Source organism: Streptomyces sp. TAA040, assembly GCF_000424845.1.
Genome location: NZ_KE384254.1, coordinates 288,266 through 304,535, shown reverse-complemented (window position 1 = coordinate 304,535; position 16,270 = coordinate 288,266). Strand labels below are relative to the sequence as shown.

13 protein-coding genes are annotated in these 16,270 nt (G+C 75.4%); 8 read left to right on the top strand and 5 right to left on the bottom strand.

Going from position 1 to position 16,270, the window contains the following annotated elements; translation table 11 throughout:
* Positions 1-156: 156 nt before the first annotated feature.
* The 3 genes from H300_RS0123180 (at position 157) to H300_RS0123170 (ending at position 2,716) form a co-directional block, all read left to right on the top strand.
* Entirely contained in the window at positions 157-906 is a 750-nt protein-coding gene (locus H300_RS0123180) for an SDR family oxidoreductase (protein ID WP_028429287.1), read from the top strand.
* 81 nt (positions 907-987) lie between these two features.
* Complete coding sequence (locus H300_RS28845) at positions 988-1,284, top strand: DUF1990 domain-containing protein (RefSeq protein ID WP_051270305.1); 297 nt, start codon at positions 988-990, stop codon at positions 1,282-1,284.
* A gap of 88 nt (positions 1,285-1,372) precedes the next feature.
* Positions 1,373-2,716 carry a GNAT family N-acetyltransferase gene (locus H300_RS0123170; protein ID WP_028429286.1) on the top strand — a complete coding sequence of 448 codons (1,344 nt, stop codon included), beginning with the start codon at positions 1,373-1,375 and terminating at the stop codon, positions 2,714-2,716.
* On the opposite strand, the gene H300_RS0123165 is transcribed toward H300_RS0123170, so the two are convergent.
* Positions 2,661-3,842, bottom strand: coding sequence for a PLP-dependent transferase (locus H300_RS0123165; RefSeq protein ID WP_028429285.1), 1,182 nt, complete (start codon positions 3,840-3,842; stop codon positions 2,661-2,663). The genes H300_RS0123170 and H300_RS0123165 overlap by 56 nt on opposite strands.
* A 59-nt stretch (positions 3,843-3,901) precedes the next feature.
* Here H300_RS0123165 and H300_RS0123160 point away from each other — a divergent pair, with 59 nt between their 5' ends.
* Together H300_RS0123160 and H300_RS0123155 are read left to right on the top strand one after the other, a co-directional pair.
* A complete protein-coding gene (locus H300_RS0123160) occupies positions 3,902-4,396 on the top strand; it encodes an Lrp/AsnC family transcriptional regulator (protein ID WP_028429284.1) in 495 nt (164 codons plus the stop codon).
* 58 nt (positions 4,397-4,454) lie between these two features.
* On the top strand, positions 4,455-6,158 hold the full coding sequence (locus H300_RS0123155) for a DUF885 domain-containing protein (RefSeq protein WP_106966905.1): 1,704 nt from the start codon (positions 4,455-4,457) through the stop codon (positions 6,156-6,158).
* 152 nt (positions 6,159-6,310) lie between these two features.
* Here the strand turns inward: H300_RS0123155 and H300_RS0123150 are convergent, their stop codons facing one another.
* The 3 genes from H300_RS0123150 to H300_RS0123140 all read right to left on the bottom strand — a co-directional run bounded on the left by H300_RS0123150 (position 6,311) and on the right by H300_RS0123140 (position 10,970).
* The gene (locus H300_RS0123150; RefSeq protein ID WP_028429282.1) at positions 6,311-9,313 is read right to left on the bottom strand and encodes an AAA family ATPase; all 3,003 of its coding nucleotides are present in this window, start codon (positions 9,311-9,313) and stop codon (positions 6,311-6,313) included.
* Positions 9,310-10,476: an exonuclease SbcCD subunit D gene (locus H300_RS0123145; protein WP_028429281.1), complete on the bottom strand. Its 1,167-nt coding sequence runs from the start codon at positions 10,474-10,476 to the stop codon at positions 9,310-9,312. Before H300_RS0123145 ends, H300_RS0123150 begins: the two co-directional genes overlap by 4 nt.
* A 218-nt stretch (positions 10,477-10,694) precedes the next feature.
* Complete coding sequence (locus H300_RS0123140; protein WP_028429280.1) at positions 10,695-10,970, bottom strand: helix-turn-helix domain-containing protein; 276 nt, start codon at positions 10,968-10,970, stop codon at positions 10,695-10,697.
* Positions 10,971-11,118: 148 nt separating this feature from the next.
* On the opposite strand from H300_RS0123140, the gene H300_RS0123135 reads away from it, so the two are divergent.
* Positions 11,119-11,520 carry a YunG family protein gene (locus H300_RS0123135; protein WP_028429279.1) on the top strand — a complete coding sequence of 134 codons (402 nt, stop codon included), beginning with the start codon at positions 11,119-11,121 and terminating at the stop codon, positions 11,518-11,520.
* Positions 11,521-11,599: 79 nt separating this feature from the next.
* Here H300_RS0123135 and H300_RS0123130 read toward each other — a convergent pair whose 3' ends face one another.
* Complete coding sequence (locus H300_RS0123130) at positions 11,600-12,994, bottom strand: peptidase C39 family protein (RefSeq protein ID WP_028429278.1); 1,395 nt, start codon at positions 12,992-12,994, stop codon at positions 11,600-11,602.
* 187 nt (positions 12,995-13,181) lie between these two features.
* On the opposite strand from H300_RS0123130, the gene H300_RS28840 reads away from it, so the two are divergent.
* Together H300_RS28840 and H300_RS0123120 are read left to right on the top strand one after the other, a co-directional pair.
* On the top strand, positions 13,182-13,817 hold the full coding sequence (locus tag H300_RS28840) for an AAA family ATPase (protein ID WP_051270304.1): 636 nt from the start codon (positions 13,182-13,184) through the stop codon (positions 13,815-13,817).
* A 466-nt stretch (positions 13,818-14,283) separates the two neighbouring features.
* A complete protein-coding gene (locus tag H300_RS0123120; RefSeq protein WP_028429277.1) occupies positions 14,284-16,203 on the top strand; it encodes an AAA family ATPase in 1,920 nt (639 codons plus the stop codon).
* The last annotated feature ends 67 nt before the right edge of the window (positions 16,204-16,270 follow it).

Genomic DNA, 16,270 nt, shown 5'->3' with positions numbered 1-16,270 from the left:
ACCCTAGGACGAGCGGACCCGTTGGTCAAGACCAATGCCCCGGGGCACGGATGGCCACGGCCTCGCGCACCCCATAGCCTCGACCACCCGGGACACACGCAGGAGAACGGCGGCCAGGGGCGACGGACCGTTCGGTGGCACGAGGGAGACGCAGGCATGGCACGACCGGTCACAGTGGTCACGGGCGGAAGCCGCGGCATCGGGGCGGCGGTCGCCCGGCGGCTGGCCGCCGCCGGGCACGACGTCGGCGTCGGTTTCGCCCGGTCTTCGGAGGCTGCCGAGGAGACCGTGGCCGCGGTGCGCGCCGCGGACGGGTCGGCGGTCGCGGTCCGAGTCGACACCGCGTCGGAGGAAGAGGTAGACGCCCTGTTCGGCACCGTGCGCGAACGGCTCGGGCCGGTCACCGGCCTGGTGAACAACGCCGGTGTCACCGGGCCGCTGGGCCGCTTCACCGAGACGCCCCTCGCCGAGATCCGGCGGGTGGTCGAGGTGGATGTGGTCGGCGCCATGCACTGCGCGCGCCGCGCGGCACTGGAGATGTCCCACCGGCACGGCGGCGGGGGCGGGGCGATCGTCAACATCTCCTCCTGCGCCGCCACCCTGGGCAGCCCCGGGGAGTACGTGCACTACGCCGCGGCCAAGGCCGCGGTGGACGCGCTCACGGTGGGGCTCGCCAAGGAGCTGGCACCAGAGGGGGTGCGGGTGAACTCGGTGCAGCCCGGGACGATCGTGACGGACATCCACGCGACCATGGGTGATCCGGAGCGGCCGTGGCGCCGCGCGGACCGGGTGCCGATGGGACGCCCCGGGGAGCCGGACGAGGTGTCCGGCGCGGTGGCCTGGCTGCTGTCGGCGGAGGCCTCGTACACCACCGGGGCGATCCTGCGCGTCGCGGGCGGGCTGTGAGCGGCGGGGCACCTCGGGCACGGCCCGCACGGCACCGCCGGCAGGCGCCTCGCGGACGGCAGGCACGGCACGGACGTCGTGGTGGGTCTGGACGCGGGCGCCCTGCGAGTGCGCGGCCGGTGCCGCGTGGTGTGGAGCGAGCACGGACCCGAGCGCGCGGGTTTCGGCTACGGGACCCTGCCAGGCCATCCGCTGCGCGGCGAGGAGGCCTTCGTCGTCGCGCGGGGGCCGGACGGATCGCTGTGGCTGGAGGTCTTCACCTACAGCCTCCCGGCGACCCGGTGGACGCGCGCGGCCCGGCCGCTCGTGCGGTTGCTGCAACGGGCCTCCGCGCGGGAGTGCGGACAGGCCCTGCGCAAGCTGCTGCGGAATGGCTGAAAACCGCCCCAAGCGGGTGGACTCCCCCTTAACCAGTCGGTCACAGACCGTTCGTGATCACGCAACACCCGTGCGACACCGTGGGAGCATGACTGACGCCTCCTCCCGCAGCACCGCCCTGCGCCGCCACCACTGGCGTCGTGACCTGGTCGAACTCGCCGCCCTGTTCACCGCCGTGACCCTCGCCGACAGCATCGCCAAGACGGTCGTGCACGGCCCGGACGGACCGGTGCTGCTGGTGGCGTCCGCGCTCGTGCTGCTGGCGACGGCGGGCTTCCACACCTGGTGGGCACGGCGGCACGCGCACGAGCCGCCGCCGGTCGATACCGGGCCCGCCCCCGGCTCCGCGGGTGGGCCCGGGGAGCCCGGTACCGCCGCGGTGCTCTGGCGGATGCGCACCACGGTGCGGGACACCCCAGGCTCGCTGGCCGCGCTGTGCACGGCGCTGGCCGCGAGCGGCGTGGACATCCTGGCCCTGCAGACCCACCCGCTCGGGGACTCCACCGTGGACGAACTGCTCCTGCGCGCGCCGCAGCGCCTGGGCCCCGGCACCCTCAAGGGACTGGTGGGCGACGCGGGCGGCAGCGGCACCTGGTTGGAGCGCGCCGACGCCCACGACCTGGTGGACGCCCCCACCCGGATCCTCGGCATGGCCACCCGCACCGCCCTGGACGCCTCCGAACTGCCCCTGGCGCTGCGGGAGCTGCTGGGCCGTTGCAGCATCCGCTCGCTGCCCGCCGGCTCGGACCTGCCGGCGGAGGGCGTGCTGGAGGAGACGGTGCTGCGGCTGCCGGACCCGACCGGCGGTGCGCTCGTCGTCGAGCGCGCCCACCTGCCCTTCACCCCCACCGAGTTCGCCCGCGCCAGGGCGCTCGTCGAGCTGGACGCCCGGCTCGGTCAGCGGCTGCCGAAGCAGTGCGACGTGCTCACCCTCCCGGAGGGCGGCGCGCTCACCGTCCGCCGTGCCGACACCCGGGACCTGGCGGCGGCGACCGCGATGCACGAGCGGTGCTCCTCGGAGACCCTCGCGCTGCGCTATCACGGGCCGGCCAGGGACGCGGACCGCTACCTCCGGCACCTGCTCTCGCCCCGCTTCGGCCGGACCCTGGCGGTCGAGTCCGCCCCGGGGGAGCTGGTCGGGCTCGGCCATCTGCTCTGGGACGGCGACGAGACCGAGGTGGCCCTCCTCGTCGAGGACGACTGGCAGCGCCGCGGCCTCGGCACCGAGCTGCTGCGCCGGCTGACCGAGCAGGCGGTCGAGGCGCACTGCGCGCAGGTCTACGCGGTGACCCGCAGCTCCAACACCGGCATGATCGCCGCGATGCGGGGCCTGGGGCTCCCGTTGGACTACCAGATCGAGGAGGGCACCCTGGTGATCAGCGCAGAGCTGACTCCGGCCGCCGCGAGCGAGACTCTGCCGGACGGCCGCTGAGCGCGGCGTCCAGATCCGCCCACAGGTCCTCGACGTCCTCCAGGCCGACCGACATCCGCAGCAGCCGCTCCCCGACGCCGCTGCCGTGGCGGTCGGCCTCGTCGACGATCCGGTGGCTGATCGAGCCGGGGTGCTGGATGAGGGAGTCGACGCTGCCGAGGCTGACCGCCGGGGTGATCAACCGGACCGCGGCGATCACCTCGTGGGGGTCGCCGTGCACCTCGAAGGCCACCATTCCGCCGCCGATCCGCGGGTAGTGGACCCGGGCGATCCGCGGGTCGTCCGCGAGCCGGCGGGCGAGCTCCGCCGCCGAGGCGGACTGGGCCCGCACCCGCACCGGCAGCGTGGACAGGCCGCGCAGCAGCAGGTAGCCGGCCAGCGGGTGCAGTACGCCGCCGGTGGCGAACCGGACCTGCCGCAGCCCGCGCGCGAGTTCCTCGTCGCACGCGACCACGCCGCCCAGGACGTCGCCGTGGCCGCCGAGGTACTTCGTGGCGCTGTGCAGCACCAGGCGGGCACCGTCCCGCGCGGGCTGCTGGAGCACCGGGGTGGCGAAGGTGTTGTCGACGAGCAGCGGCACCTCCCCGCACTGCCGCGCCACGGCCGCCAGGTCCACCTCGGCCAGGGTCGGGTTGGCCGGGGTCTCGACCAGCACCAGCCCGGTGTCCGGGCGGACGGCGTCCGCCACTCCCGCCGGATCGGTCCAGGTCACCTCGGTGCCCAGCAGCCCGCTCTCCAGCAGGTGGTCGCTGCACCCGTAGAGCGGGCGCACCGCCACCACGTGCCGCAGTCCGGCGGAGCCGCGCACCAGCAGCACCGCGCTCAGGGCCGCCATCCCGCTGGCGAACGCCACGGCCGACTCGGTGCCCTCCAGCCGGGCCAGTCCCTCCTCGAACCGGGCGACCGTGGGGTTGTCGAGCCGGGCGTACACGGGGGCGCCGGTCAGCTGTGCGCCGGTGGCGGCGAACTCGTCGAGCCGGGCGGCCTCGGCCCGGCTGTCCCGGGACGGGTAGGTGGTCGAGAGGTCGAGGGGGACGGCGTGCAGGCCCAGCTCGGCGAGGTCCTCGCGGCCGGCGTGCACCGCCTCGGTGGCGAGGGAACGGGGTGTCGTCGGTGTCGTCTCCATAGGGGCAGCCTGAACAGCTTCCGGCCGGAAGCGGCGATCGGCCGTGCTATGTTCGACCGATGAGCGAATCCGTCACTCTTGACGCGGTGGATCTGGAGATTCTGCGGCTGTTGCAGAACGACGCCCGGACCACCTACCGGGAGTTGGCCGACGCCGTCGGCGTCGCCCCGTCGACCTGCCTGGACCGGGTGGGGCGGCTGCGGCGCTCCGGGGTGATCCTCGGACACGCTCTCCGGCTGGATCCGGCCAGGATGGGGCGTGCGCTGGAGGCGCTGCTGTCGGTGCAGGTCCGTCCGCACCGCCGGGAGCTGATCGGGCCGTTCGTGGAACGCATCCGCGGACTGCCGGAGTCGCGCGCCCTGTTCCACCTCACCGGCCCGGACGACTACCTCGTGCACGTCGCCGTCACCGGCACCGCCGACCTGCAACGGCTCGTCCTGGACGAGTTCACCTCGCGCCGGGAGGTGGCCCGGGTGGAGACCCGGCTGATCTTCCAGCAGTGGTCCTGCGGTCCGCTGCTGCCCCCGGCCGCCGAGCCGGCCCGGGGCACCTGACCCCGGGGGCGCGCCGACCGGCGGGTGGGGGTGACGCGCCCCGGGCTTCCGTACGAGGATGGGGCGCATGTCAACCAAGAACCCGAGCCCTCTGCCCCGCGAGGTCGCCGACGCCTACGTCGACTCCCTGGTCGCCCTCGATCCGATCGAGGGGACCTTCCTGGGTGTGCCGGAGAGCGCCGGCCTGCTGCCCGACCTCTCCCCGGCCGGCCAGGAGGAGACCGCCGCGCTGGACCGGGCCACACTGGAACGGCTCGCCGAGGCGGAGCAGCAGATCACCGGCGGGGACGCGGACAGCGAGCGCCGCTGCGCCCGCCTGCTGCGCGAGCGGCTGACGGCCCGGCTGGCGATCCACGACGCGCGCGAGGGACTGCGCGCGGTCAGCAACATCAGCTCACCGGTCCACGCGGTGCGCTCCGCGTTCACCCTCATGCCCACCGCGACGGACGCGGACTGGGCCGCCGTCGGACAGCGGCTCCGCGCGGTGCCCGCCTCGCTCGCCGGCTACCGCGAGTCGCTGGAGGCCGGGCTGGAGCAGCGGCTGCCCGCCGGACCGCGCCAGGTGGAGACGCTGATCGGCCAGCTCACCGAGTGGGCCGGCCGGGAACCGGGCGGCAGCTGGTTCGCCGCGTTCACGGCGGACGGGCCGGACTCGCTGCGCGGGGAGCTGTCCGAGGCCGCCGACCTGGCCGCCGCGGCGGTGGCCGAACTGCGCGACTGGATGCAGGACGTCTACGCCCCCGGCGTCGCCGGCGCCCCCGACACGGTGGGCCGGGAGCGCTACGCCCGCTGGGCGCGCTACTGGAACGGGACCGACCTGGACCTGGAGGAGGCCTACCGCTACGGATGGTCGGAGTACCACCGGCTGATGGCCGAGATGCGCACGGAGGCCGAGCGCGTCCTGCCCGGCGCGGCGACGCCCTGGGAGGCGCTCGCCCACCTGGACACCCACGGCGAGGCCGTGGAGGGGGAGACGGAGGTGCGGAACTGGCTCCAGGGGCTGATGGACGAGGCCATCGAGGCGCTGAACGGCACCCACTTCGAGCTCTCCGAGAGGGTCCGCCGGGTCGAGTCGATGATCGCTCCGCCCGGCGGCGCAGCGGGCCCGTACTACACGCCGCCCTCGCTCGACTTCAGCCGCCCGGGCCGAACCTGGCTGCCCACCATGGGCGAGACCCGCTTCCCGGTGTACGACCTGGTGACCACCTGGTACCACGAGGGCGTTCCCGGGCACCACCTCCAGCTCGCCCAGTGGGTGCACGTGGCCGACACGCTCTCCCGCTACCAGACCACGGTGGGCATCGTGAGCGCCAACGCCGAGGGCTGGGCGCTGTACGCGGAGCGGCTGATGGACGAGCTGGGCTTCCTGACCACCGCGGAACGGCGGCTGGGCTACCTGGACGCCCAGATGATGCGCTCCACCCGGGTGATCATCGACATCGGCATGCACCTGGAGCTGCGGCTCCCCGACGACTCGCCCTTCCACCCCGGGGAGGTCTGGACGCCCGCACTGGCGCAGGAGTTCTTCGGCATGCACAGCAGCCGGCCGGCGGGCTTCGTGGAGAGCGAACTGGTGCGCTACCTGGGCATGCCGGGGCAGGCCATCGGCTACAAGCTCGGTGAGCGCGCCTGGTTGCTCGGCCGGGACGCCGCCCGCAAGGCGCACGGCGACGCCTTCGACGCGAAGCAGTGGCACATGGCCGCGCTGTCGCAGGGCTCGCTGGGGCTGGACGACCTGACGGCGGAACTCTCCGCCCTCTGAACGGAGTCCGCGTCACGTCCGGAACCGCCGTCCGCCTCGTGCCGCCCTGGGCTGGCGTCCGCCGCGCCCGTACCGGCCCCGCCCGGTGCGGGCGGGGCACGGCGGCGCCGGGCGACGCGCGCCGCCCGGCCGGACGGGGGCGGTGGCCGGCGTCAGCAGCCCAGGAGGGCGGTCCGGGAGCCGGTGCGGGACTTGGCGATCTCCAACTGGGCCGGTATGCGCAGCCGGAGATCCGCGACGTGGCTCACGATGCCGACGCTGCGGTCGCGTTCACGCAGCGAGTCGAGCATCTCCAGCACCTCGTCGAGGGTCTGCTCGTCGAGGCTGCCGAAGCCCTCGTCGATGAACAGGGTGTCCAGCCGGGTGCCGCCGGCCTCGTCGCTGACCGTGTCGGCGAGGCCGAGGGCCAGCGCCAGCGAGGCGGAGAAGGTCTCGCCGCCGGAAAGGGTGGCGGTGTCGCGCTCCCGCCCCGTCCAGGAGTCCACGACGTGCAGCGCGAGACCCGAGCGGGCGCCGCGCCCGGCCCGGGCGTCGGAGTGCACCAGCGTGTAGCGCCCGCCGGACATCCGCTGCAACCGCTCCCCCGCGGCCGCAGCGACCTGTTCCAGTCGCGCGGCGAGCACATAGGTCTCCAGCCGCATCCGCCGCTCGTTGTCCGTCGAGGTTCCGGCCGTCAGGCCGGCCAGCCGTGCCACGCGCTCGAACCGGGCCCGCAGCGGGCCGAGGGTCCCCGCCTCCGCGGTGGCGGCGGCGGAGAGCCGGTCGAGCTCCGCACACCGGGTCCGCGCGGCGGCCCGCCGCTGGTCCGCGAGGCGCTCGCGGCGTGCGGCACCGGTCACCGCGTCCTCGGCCCCGGCCACCTCCGCGGGCGGCAGCTCGGCGGCGGCCCGCACCTCCTCGTCGGCGAGTTCGGCGCGCACCGACCGCTCCTGCGCCTCCCAGTCGTCCAGCGCGTCCTGGAGGGCCCGCTGGCGGGGGGCCGGCAGGACCGCTTCCGCCGCCGCGGACGGGGTGTCGAAGCGGGCCCGGTAGGCGGCCGCGGACAGCGCACCGTCCGTCTCCTTGAGCCGCTCGGCGGCGGCCTGCGCACGCTGGACCGCCCCGGATGCCTCGGCCAGGGCGTCGACGAGGCGGCTCAGCTCCCCGACCCGTTCTCCGACGCCGGTCGCACCGTCCGCGGCCCGCTCGATCCGGTCGGCGAGCGCGCGCTGCTCGTTCAGCAGCGTCTCCCGCCGGGCCGTACGGGCAGCCGCCCGGCTGCCCGCCTCCCGCTGCCGGTCGAGCCGACCGGCGTGCTCGCGCAGCGCCGCTTCCCTCGCCTCGCGGGCGGGGTGCGCGTCGGCCGCGGCCTCCCGGAGCGCGGTGTGCTCGGCGGCCACCTCGCGGAGCCGGGCGCCCAACGCGCCGGTGGGGGCACCGCCCGCCGATGCGTCGGCGGCCTCGCGGGCCTGCTCCAGCCGCTCGTACTCCCCCCTGGCGCGCTCGCGGCGGCCCTCGGCCTCGCGGTACCGGGCGAGGGCGGCGTCCTCGTCGGAGGGCGCCACGTGCTCCGCTCCGGTCCGGGCGGGCCGCGGGTGCTCCCTACCGCCGCAGACCGTGCACGGCTCACCGGGCCGCAGGGCCGCGGCCAGCTCGGCGGCGATGCCCCGCAGTCGCCGCTCCTTGAGGTCAAGCCAGCACTCGCGGGCGTCGCCCGCCGCGCGCGCCGTCCCGTCCCGCTCCGCGGCCGCCGTGCGCAGCTCACCGGCCAGCCCGTCCCGCTGCCGGGCGGCTGCCAGCGCCCGCTCGGCCTCGGCCCGGCGTCCGGCCAGGTGCTCGGCCGCGGTGGCGGCCTCCTGAGCGCGCTCGACGCGCGCCTGAAGCGCCGCCCGCCGCTCGGTCCAGTCGGCGAGCCACGCCTCGGCCTCGTCGAGGGTCTCGGCCTCCTCGACCGCCTCGCGCTCCAGTTCGTCCAGCTCGGCCCGCAGTTCGGCGCTGCGCCGCTCGGCCTGCCGCGCGGCCTCCAGGACACCCAGCTCGGTCCGCAGCCGTCGTTCCTCGGCGAGGAGCTGCCCGCCGCTCGCCCCGTCGAGCGGCGCCGGCAGCACGGCCCGCTGCTCCTCCTCGTGCCGGGCGCACCTCCGGTGCTCGGAGTCCGCACTCCGGTGGGCGTCCAGGAAGGGCACCACCGAGTCGGCGGCCCTGGCCCGGTCCAGCAGGGTGCGGGTGTGCTCCCGTTCCGCGGCTGCCCCGGCCAGTTCGGCGGCCCGCCGGCGGGCCGCCGCGTGCCGGCGTTGCAGGCGGTCGCGTTCCCGCTGCTCGTCGAGGCGGCGGCGGGCGGCGGCGTACTCGGCTCCGGCCCGACCAGCGGCGCCGGCGGTGATGTCGTCCAGTTCCCTGGCGGTGCTGCGCACCTGCGCGGCCCAGGCGAGCACGGCCTCGGCGAGACCGGGATCGCCGGGACGGTGGCCGGGCGGCGGGTGAGCGGCGGCACCGTCTCCGGCGGCCTGCTCGACCCGGTGCGCCAGGGCCAGGAGCTCCTCGTCGGCGGCCTGGACCCGGCGCTGTGCACTCGCCCGCAACTCGGCCAGGTGGCGCTCGACCCCGGCGAAGCGACGGGTGTCGAAGAGTTGCCCGAGGAGTTCGGCCCGCTCGTCGGCGCCGGCCCGCAGGAAGCGCGCGAAGTCGCCCTGCGGGAGCAGGACGACCTGGCAGAACTGCTCGCGGCTCATGCCCAGGAGGTCGCCCAGCTCCTGCCCGATCTCCTGGTGCGAGGTGCTGAGCGGCTCCCATGTCCCCGCCCCGGTCCGGTACTCGCGCAGCCGGGACTGGGCGCGGTCGGTGGTGAACCCCTCGCCGACCCGCTTGCGCCGCGGCTGCTCGGGACGCCTGGTGACCTCCAGCCGCCGGTCGCCCACGGTCAGTTCGAGCACCACCTCGGTCGCGGTGCCCTCGGCGGCGTGGTCGCTGCGCAGCCCCCCGCGCCCTTGGCTCAGCCGGGCGCCGGGCACGGCCGCGTAGAGGGCGTAGCAGACGGCGTCCAGCACCGAGGTCTTGCCCGCCCCGGTCGGGCCGTGCAGCAGGAAGAGGCCGCCGCCGGACAACCGGTCGAAGTCGACCTCCTCGGTCCCCGCGAAGGGGCCGAAGGCCGTGACGGTCAGCCGGTGGAGTCTCAACGGCCCGCCTCCGTACGGTCGTCGGCGATGCGGGCGTGGTCGAACGCCTCCGTCAGCAGGGCACGCTCCTCGCGGTCCGGGCCGTCCCCGCCCCGTACGTGGGCGACGAAGTCGGCGGCGATGCGGTGGTCGCCGCGGCCCCTGATCCGCGCGGCGTAGGAGGCGGTGTCCGCCTCCTCGCCGCGGTCGGGCTCGAAGACCAGGCTGAGCACCTCGGGGAAGCGCTCGGCGAGCCGGGCCATCGGGTCGGGCGGACGCACCGGATCGGTGAGCGTGGCCTCCACCCAGGACCCGGCGTGCACGGCCAGTGCCGGATCCTCCAGCAGAGCCGCCAGCGGACCGCGGAGCCGCACGAGCGGGCGGGGCACCGGGCAGTCGGTCCGGGCGGCGTCCAGCTCGCCGCCCGGACCGAGGTCGACGAGCCACAGGGACTTGCGGTGGTCCGCCTCGGAGAAGGAGTAGGCCAGCGGCGAGCCGGAGTACCGGACCCGGTCGGTGATCCGCTGGCAGCCGTGGAGATGGCCGAGCGCGGCGTAGTCCACGCCGTCGAACAGCGCCGCGGGCACGGCCGCCGCGCCTCCCACCGAGATGTCCCGCTCACTGTCGGACGGCTCCCCGCCGGTGACGAACGCGTGCGCGAGCACGATGCTGCGGGTGCCCGGGGGCCGGGCCGCCAGGTCGGCGCGCACCCGCTCCATCGCCGCGCCGAGCACCGCCGCGTGACCGCCCTGCGCCACGCCGAACCCGTCGCGCACCAGGGCCGGTTCCAGATAGGGCAGGCCGTAGCAGGCGACCGGTCCGTGCGCGTCGTCGAGCAGGACCGGCTCGGCGCAGTCCGCGGGGTCGGTCCGCAGGTGCACCCCGGCCCGTCCGATCAGGCCCGCGCCGACTCCGAGCCGTCGTGCGGAGTCGTGGTTGCCGGAGATCATCACCGTCGGTACGCCGAGGGCCGCCAGCCGGTGCAGGGCGTCGTCGAAGAGTTCCACCGCGGGGAGCGGTGGCACCGCCCGGTCGTAGACGTCACCGGCGACGAGCACCGCGTCCACCTGCTCGGTACGCGCGGTCTCGATCAGGTGGTCGAGGAAGGCTGCCTGCGCCGTGAGCAGGCTCACCCGGTGCAGGCTGCGGCCCAGGTGCCAGTCGGACGTGTGCAGAAATCTCACCGTGCCGCTCCGACCTGCATGTTTCTCCTAGCTCTGCACCCGCGAGCCCCCGGGCCCCGGTGCCGTTCACTTCGCGCTGCCTCGTCGTCCGCGCGGCCGGCACCACCGGCCCGCGGGCGGCGCGGGGTCCGTCCGGGGCGCCAGTCTGCCATCCGTGCCCTGGGCGCGGGGGCGGCCGCAGACATCGGCTGCCCGGATCACCCGCCCGGGGCGGGGGGTCACGCCGACATGGGCTGCTCGTCGCCCGCGGGGGCGTCCGCGCAGGCGGCGGCGAGGTCGTCCAGGGAGACCCCCAGGGCGTGGGCCAGGGCGGCCACGGTGAAGAACGCCGGAGTCGGGGCCCTTCCGGTCTCGATCTTCCGGAGGGTCTCGGCGGAGACCCCGGCGGCGGCGGCGACCTCGACCATGCTGCGCTCGCCGCGCACCCGGCGGAGCATGACACCGAAGCGCTCTCCGCGTGCCCGCTCCTGCGGACTCAAAGGAACTCTCACCATACCCGCGATACTAATACCGCACGGCGGCGGGTGCGGCAGCCGAAGTGCTGGAGCGGGCACGGAGGGACGGGGCCCGGGGCGGCCCCCGAAGGCACCGAGGGTCGTTTTCCGCGTCCGGATGTCAGTACCTCCTGCGAGGCTGGTCGGCATGACACCGCTGCTGCTGACCGACATCGAGCGGGCCGTGCGCGAAAGCTGGAGCGCCGACACGTGCACCCCCGAGTTCCGGGCGCGCTGGACTCCCGACAACCCGGCCCGGGACCAGTGCGGCGTCACGGCTCTGGTGCTCCACGACCTGCTGGGCGGCGAACTGCTCCGCGGCGAGGTCCGGGTGCGCGGCAGACGGACGGACTACCACTGGTGGAACCGGCTGGGGGCGGGTGTCGAAGTGGACCTCACCCGGGAGCAGTTCCGTCCCGAGGAGATCGTCAGCGAGGGTGTCGCCGTGCCCCGGCCCCCGCAGGCCGAGCCGTTTCGGCTCCGCGAGGAGTACGCGCTTCTCCGCAGTCGGGTCGCGGCGCGGCTGGATGCCGGACGGCCGCTCGGTTGACCCACCCACCGGGGGTCCGCGGGTGGCGGCCTCCGGGACCGCCGGTGGAGCGGGGAACCGCCGCCCCACCGGGACGGTGTCAGGCCAGCCCGAGCCTTCGCAGGGCGCGGCGCTGCGGAGCGGACGGTTCGGCGGGCCAGATGACGTACGCGACGCCTCCGGAGCCGGACTTCTCCCGGCCCTCGGCGTCCAGCCGCCTGGTGCGCAGCCACACCGTCTCGAACTGGCCCCGGGGGTAGACCCGCCGCACCGCGTCGTTGTCCGGGGCATTGGGGTCGTTGGCGATCACGTCGCCGTCGGCCGTGAAGCCGATCACCGTCATCAGGTGGCCGGCGGTGCCGTAGCCGGCCCCGTCCAGCTCGGTGGCCAGAAAGGACTGCGAGGTGACGAGCGGGATGCCGGCGGCGACCAGCAGCTCGGCCTCCCGCAGCGAGTCGAGCCGGGTCACGGTCGCGGCCGTCGAACGGTAGGTCGCGGCGTAGGCGGTGCTGAACGGCCAGTTGCCGCAGCCCTCGTACTGGTGGTCGTAGGTCCGCCGGGCGGCGTGGCAGACCTGCGGGTCGTCGTACTCCGGTTCCACCCAGGCGAGTTCCTCCGGGCGGGGGTGCCGCCCCCAGTACTCGACGATCATCTGGGTGGAGGTGGGGCCGCACCATGCCTCGCCCCCGTTGTCGTACTCCGGGTAGCGGCCGATGTGCACGTTCTGCGAGTAGCGGGGGACGTCGAGCTCGGTGCCCGCCGCCGGGCCGGGGGCGGTGGCCGGCACCTCGAAGCGGTCCGGGAGGTCGGAGGTCATCACGCCGAGGCGCCGGACCGCGGGGCGGGCCCCGCTCCCGGGCGCGCGCAGCAGGACGACCCGCAGCCGGTAGCCGGCGATGCGCAGGGCGCCCGCCGAGGAGTCCACGGAGAGCGTGTCGGTCCACACCGAACTGCGGCCGTCCCCCTGACCGTCCACCGAGGTCCGGCGCGGGACGTCCGGGCCGTCGCCCGCGGTCCAGATCCCCAGGGTGTACCAGGGCGAGTCGGTGCCGTCGGTGTAGCGGACCCGGACCTCCGTCCGCAACCACGTCCGGGCCGGGGTGCGGGCGTTCCAGGAGACGACGAGTTCCCTGGCGGGCACGCGCAACCGGTACGGTGCGGAGGTCCAGTCCGCGAACTCCCAGTGCTCGGTGGCCGTTCCGCCGTGCGGATCGCGGTACTCGGTGGTGCCGGCCGGCCCGCTGAAGGCGATGCCCTCGTGCGGGTCCTCGATCCGGACGCCCCGGCAGGTTCCGCTCTCCCAGTGCTCCGGCGCGCTCCAGTGCTGACGGCTCACGGTCCTCCTCGGGTGGCCGGGGGTCTCGGCCGTTCCTCCCGGGCCCTCGGGCGGCGGCTGCTTCCGGGCGGCGGCGGCCGCCGGTGGCGCGGCGGCCGCCGCCGCACCGCCCAGGGCGACGGCGATCAGGCTCCGGCGGGTGGGGGGTCGACTGCGCATAGGAAGTCCTCGGAGGTCGCTCGGTGGTGCGCCGCTCGGACGGTCCGGCTGCGCGGGCCCTCCACTATTGCCCGGGCGGGCGCCCGGGCACAGCCTCCGGCGCCCGACACGCCCGCGGCAGCCGGGCACGCCACGGAGGCGGAGCGGGCCGTGCAGCGATGCCCCGGGCGGGGCTTAGGCTGGCCGTATGCGAGAGGAACCGTCCGGCACCGCCCCGGAATCGCTGCCGCGCTTCGCCTCGCGGTTGCGGACCGCCGCCCCGACCTGCGGACCGGTGCGATTGGTGGCTGTCGACGGCCACGCCGGGTCCGGCAAGAGCACCTTCGCGGAGAGGCTGGCCGAGGAGCTGGGCGGCGCCCCGGTGGTCCGGACGGACGACCTCGCATGCCACCACTCGCTGTTCGGCTGGACCGACCGGTTGCTCGCCGAGGTCGTCAAGCCCCTCTCGGCGGGTCGGACCGCCTGCCACGAGGTGTACGACTGGCAGGGCGGGGCGTTCACCTCGCACCGCGCCGTTCCCGCCGCCGGCACCGTGCTGCTGGACGGGGTCGGGGCCGGCCGGCGCCGCCTGCGGCCCTGGCTGGCCGCGGTGCTGTGGATGGACGTGCCGGCCGGGGAGGCCTGGACCCGCGGCCGCCGGCGGGACGGGCCCGCACTGGCCGGCTTCTGGGACGGCTGGGTGGTGGCCGAGACCCGGCACTTCGCCGACGATCCGACCCGGCCGTTCGCCACGTTCACGGTACGACGGCCGTCGGGCGGCTACCGGCTGCGTCGGGCGGACGCGGTCTCCCTGGCCCCCGAGCCCTTTTCTGACGCTGAGTGATCACCTGGCCCCGGCTCGGAGCGGAGACCGGAAGCTGCGCCCCGGTCGGCGCGAAGCGCTTGACCGGGGCGCAGCGAGGAACTACGTTCGGTGGTATGGCCTGTACAGGCCATCCTCAGACGCGAAGCCCCCGATCGTTCCCCCGTGATCGGGGGCTTCGTGCTGCCCGCTCCGGGAGGGCGCCGTCAGGCCTACACCCGAGGGGCGGAACGTCACGCTCCGTTATCGATCGCAGCCGGTCAGCGACCCGGAGCCGGCCCGTCCGCCGCGTCACAGCCCCGGCACCCTCGGTAGGCGCCCTTCGGGGAGCGGTGCTCCCCGGGTACGATGCCACTGGTCGCCGGGCACGGCGGGCACCCGCGGGTGCCGGACGCCGATCGCCCGACGCGGCGCGACAGTTGTGGCCCAACGGCCGGATGGTGAGCTCCGGTCGCCGCCGCGGGGGACGATCGTTTGGGGGGATCGCGTGGACTTCGGAGCGCACCAGTCCCCCCAGTCGCATGCCCCGGCCGATCTGGCGTGGCTGCGCGGGGTGGACGCCTACACCGTGGGGGCCTACGCCCAGGCCGAGGAGGAGTTCCGGGCGGCGACGGCGCTGGACCCGGCGATGGCCGACGCCTGGCTCGGCCTGCACGCCCTGCGGGTGGACACCGCCGTCTCGCTGCTGCGCATGTTCGAGCACCGCGGCCGGTTCGGCGAGCAGCGCTCCCGCCACCGCCGCACGCTGAACTCCTGGTACTGGCTGGGCTGGTGGGTGCAGCCCGTGCTGGAGACCAGCCGCGACCTGCTGCTCGCGCACGCCTCGCACTGGCTGGACGGCCGCCATGTCGCCGAACTCGACCGGGCTCTGGCCAACTGCCCGCCCGCCGAGTCGGATCCGCAGGTCCGCTTCCTGCACGCCTGCCGCGCCTACCTGGCCAAGGACTGGGAGGGCCTCGTCGCCCACACCGACCCCCTGGTCGGGGACCCGCTGCTGGGCATCGAGACGGGGCTGTTCGCGGGCATGGCGAGAGTGCGTCTGGAGATGTACGGGCAGGCAGAGCCCCTGCTGTCGGCCGCGCTGATGCGGTGCAGGAGCGAGCAGCCGCAGCGCAAGGAGCTGCGGTACTGGCTCGCGCGGGCCCGCGAGGGGACGGGCCGCAGCGCGTCGGCGCTGCCGCTCTACCGCGCGGTGCACCGCGTCGATCAGACCTTCATGGACACCGCCGCCCGGCTCACCGCCATCGCCGACGGCGACGGGGCGGGCGAGGTGCCGCCGCTGGCGGCGATGTCGGTGGCGGGTGCGGGCCAGGACGTCCGCGAACCGGGCCCGGAGGCAGGACCGCTCCCGGCCGACCTCGGCGAGGCGCCCGACCCGGTGGCCGAGGGGCTGCGTTTCGGTGGCCCGGCGGGCGGCGCGGAGTCGGCGCCGGTGGACGCGGACGGGGTCCGCGAGCGAGTGGCGGCCCTGGCGGGACGGTCGGCGTCCACCCGGTGGCCGGCCGGCCCGTCCGACCCGGAACGGGTGGCGCAGGCACTGGAGGAACTGGAGCGGATGGTCGGCCTGGAGCCGGTCAAACGGCAGGTGCGGGCGCTGTCCGCCCAACTGCACATGGCGCGGCTGCGCGCGGCCCAGGGGCTGCCGGTGCAGCCGCCGAAGCGGCACTTCGTCTTCTCCGGCCCCTCGGGGACGGGCAAGACCACAGTGGCGCGCATCCTGGGCCGGGTGTTCCACGCCCTCGGGCTGCTGGGCGGCGACCACCTGGTCGAGGCCCAGCGCGCCGATCTGGTGGGCGAGTTCATGGGGCAGACGGCGGTGAAGGCGAACGAGCTGATCGACTCCTCGCTCGGTGGGGTGCTCTTCGTGGACGAGGCCTACAGCCTGGCGAACTCCGGGTACGCCAAGGGCGACGCGTACGGGGACGAGGCGCTTCAGGTGCTGCTCAAGCGGGCCGAGGACAACCGCGACCGCCTGGTGGTGATCCTCGCCGGATACCCGGAGGGGATGGACCGGCTGCTGAGCGCCAATCCGGGGCTCGGCTCCCGCTTCACCACCCGGATCGGCTTCCCGAGCTACCGCCCGCTGGAGCTCACCCGGATCGGCGAGGTGCTCGCCGCGGAGAACGGCGACGGCTGGGACGACGAGGCGGTGGAGGAGCTGCGCAGCATCAGCGGCCACGTGGTCGATCAGAACTGGGTCGACGAGCTGGGCAACGGCCGCTTCCTCCGCACCCTGTACGAGAAGAGCTGCGCCTACCGCGACCTGCGGCTCTCGCAGAGCGCGGGCGAGCCGTCCAGGGGCGACCTCGCCACACTGCGCCTCCCGGACCTGATGCAGGCCTACGGCGAGGTCATGTCCGGGCGCGGCCCGGCCGCCCCGCGTGCGGAGCCGCCGTTCACCGACTGAGCCCGCAGGAGCGGACCTCACCGGTAGCCGAACGATCGCCTCCCGGCGTGCGCCGCCGCGTAGAGGC

What these genes read in the sequence shown, in the direction of transcription:
- H300_RS0123135 (WP_028429279.1), top strand. Translation starts at nt 11,119, where the DNA reads ATGACACCGCTGCTGCTGACCGACATCGAGCGGGCCGTGCGCGAAAGC.
- H300_RS0123155 (WP_106966905.1), top strand. Translation starts at nt 4,455, where the DNA reads ATGGGGCGCATGTCAACCAAGAACCCGAGCCCTCTGCCCCGCGAGGTC.
- H300_RS28840 (WP_051270304.1), top strand. Translation starts at nt 13,182, where the DNA reads ATGCGAGAGGAACCGTCCGGCACCGCCCCGGAATCGCTGCCGCGCTTC.
- H300_RS0123130 (WP_028429278.1), bottom strand. Translation starts at nt 12,994, where the DNA reads ATGCGCAGTCGACCCCCCACCCGCCGGAGCCTGATCGCCGTCGCCCTG.
- H300_RS0123165 (WP_028429285.1), bottom strand. Translation starts at nt 3,842, where the DNA reads ATGGAGACGACACCGACGACACCCCGTTCCCTCGCCACCGAGGCGGTG.
- H300_RS0123140 (WP_028429280.1), bottom strand. Translation starts at nt 10,970, where the DNA reads ATGGTGAGAGTTCCTTTGAGTCCGCAGGAGCGGGCACGCGGAGAGCGC.
- H300_RS0123170 (WP_028429286.1), top strand. Translation starts at nt 1,373, where the DNA reads ATGACTGACGCCTCCTCCCGCAGCACCGCCCTGCGCCGCCACCACTGG.
- H300_RS0123180 (WP_028429287.1), top strand. Translation starts at nt 157, where the DNA reads ATGGCACGACCGGTCACAGTGGTCACGGGCGGAAGCCGCGGCATCGGG.
- H300_RS0123160 (WP_028429284.1), top strand. Translation starts at nt 3,902, where the DNA reads ATGAGCGAATCCGTCACTCTTGACGCGGTGGATCTGGAGATTCTGCGG.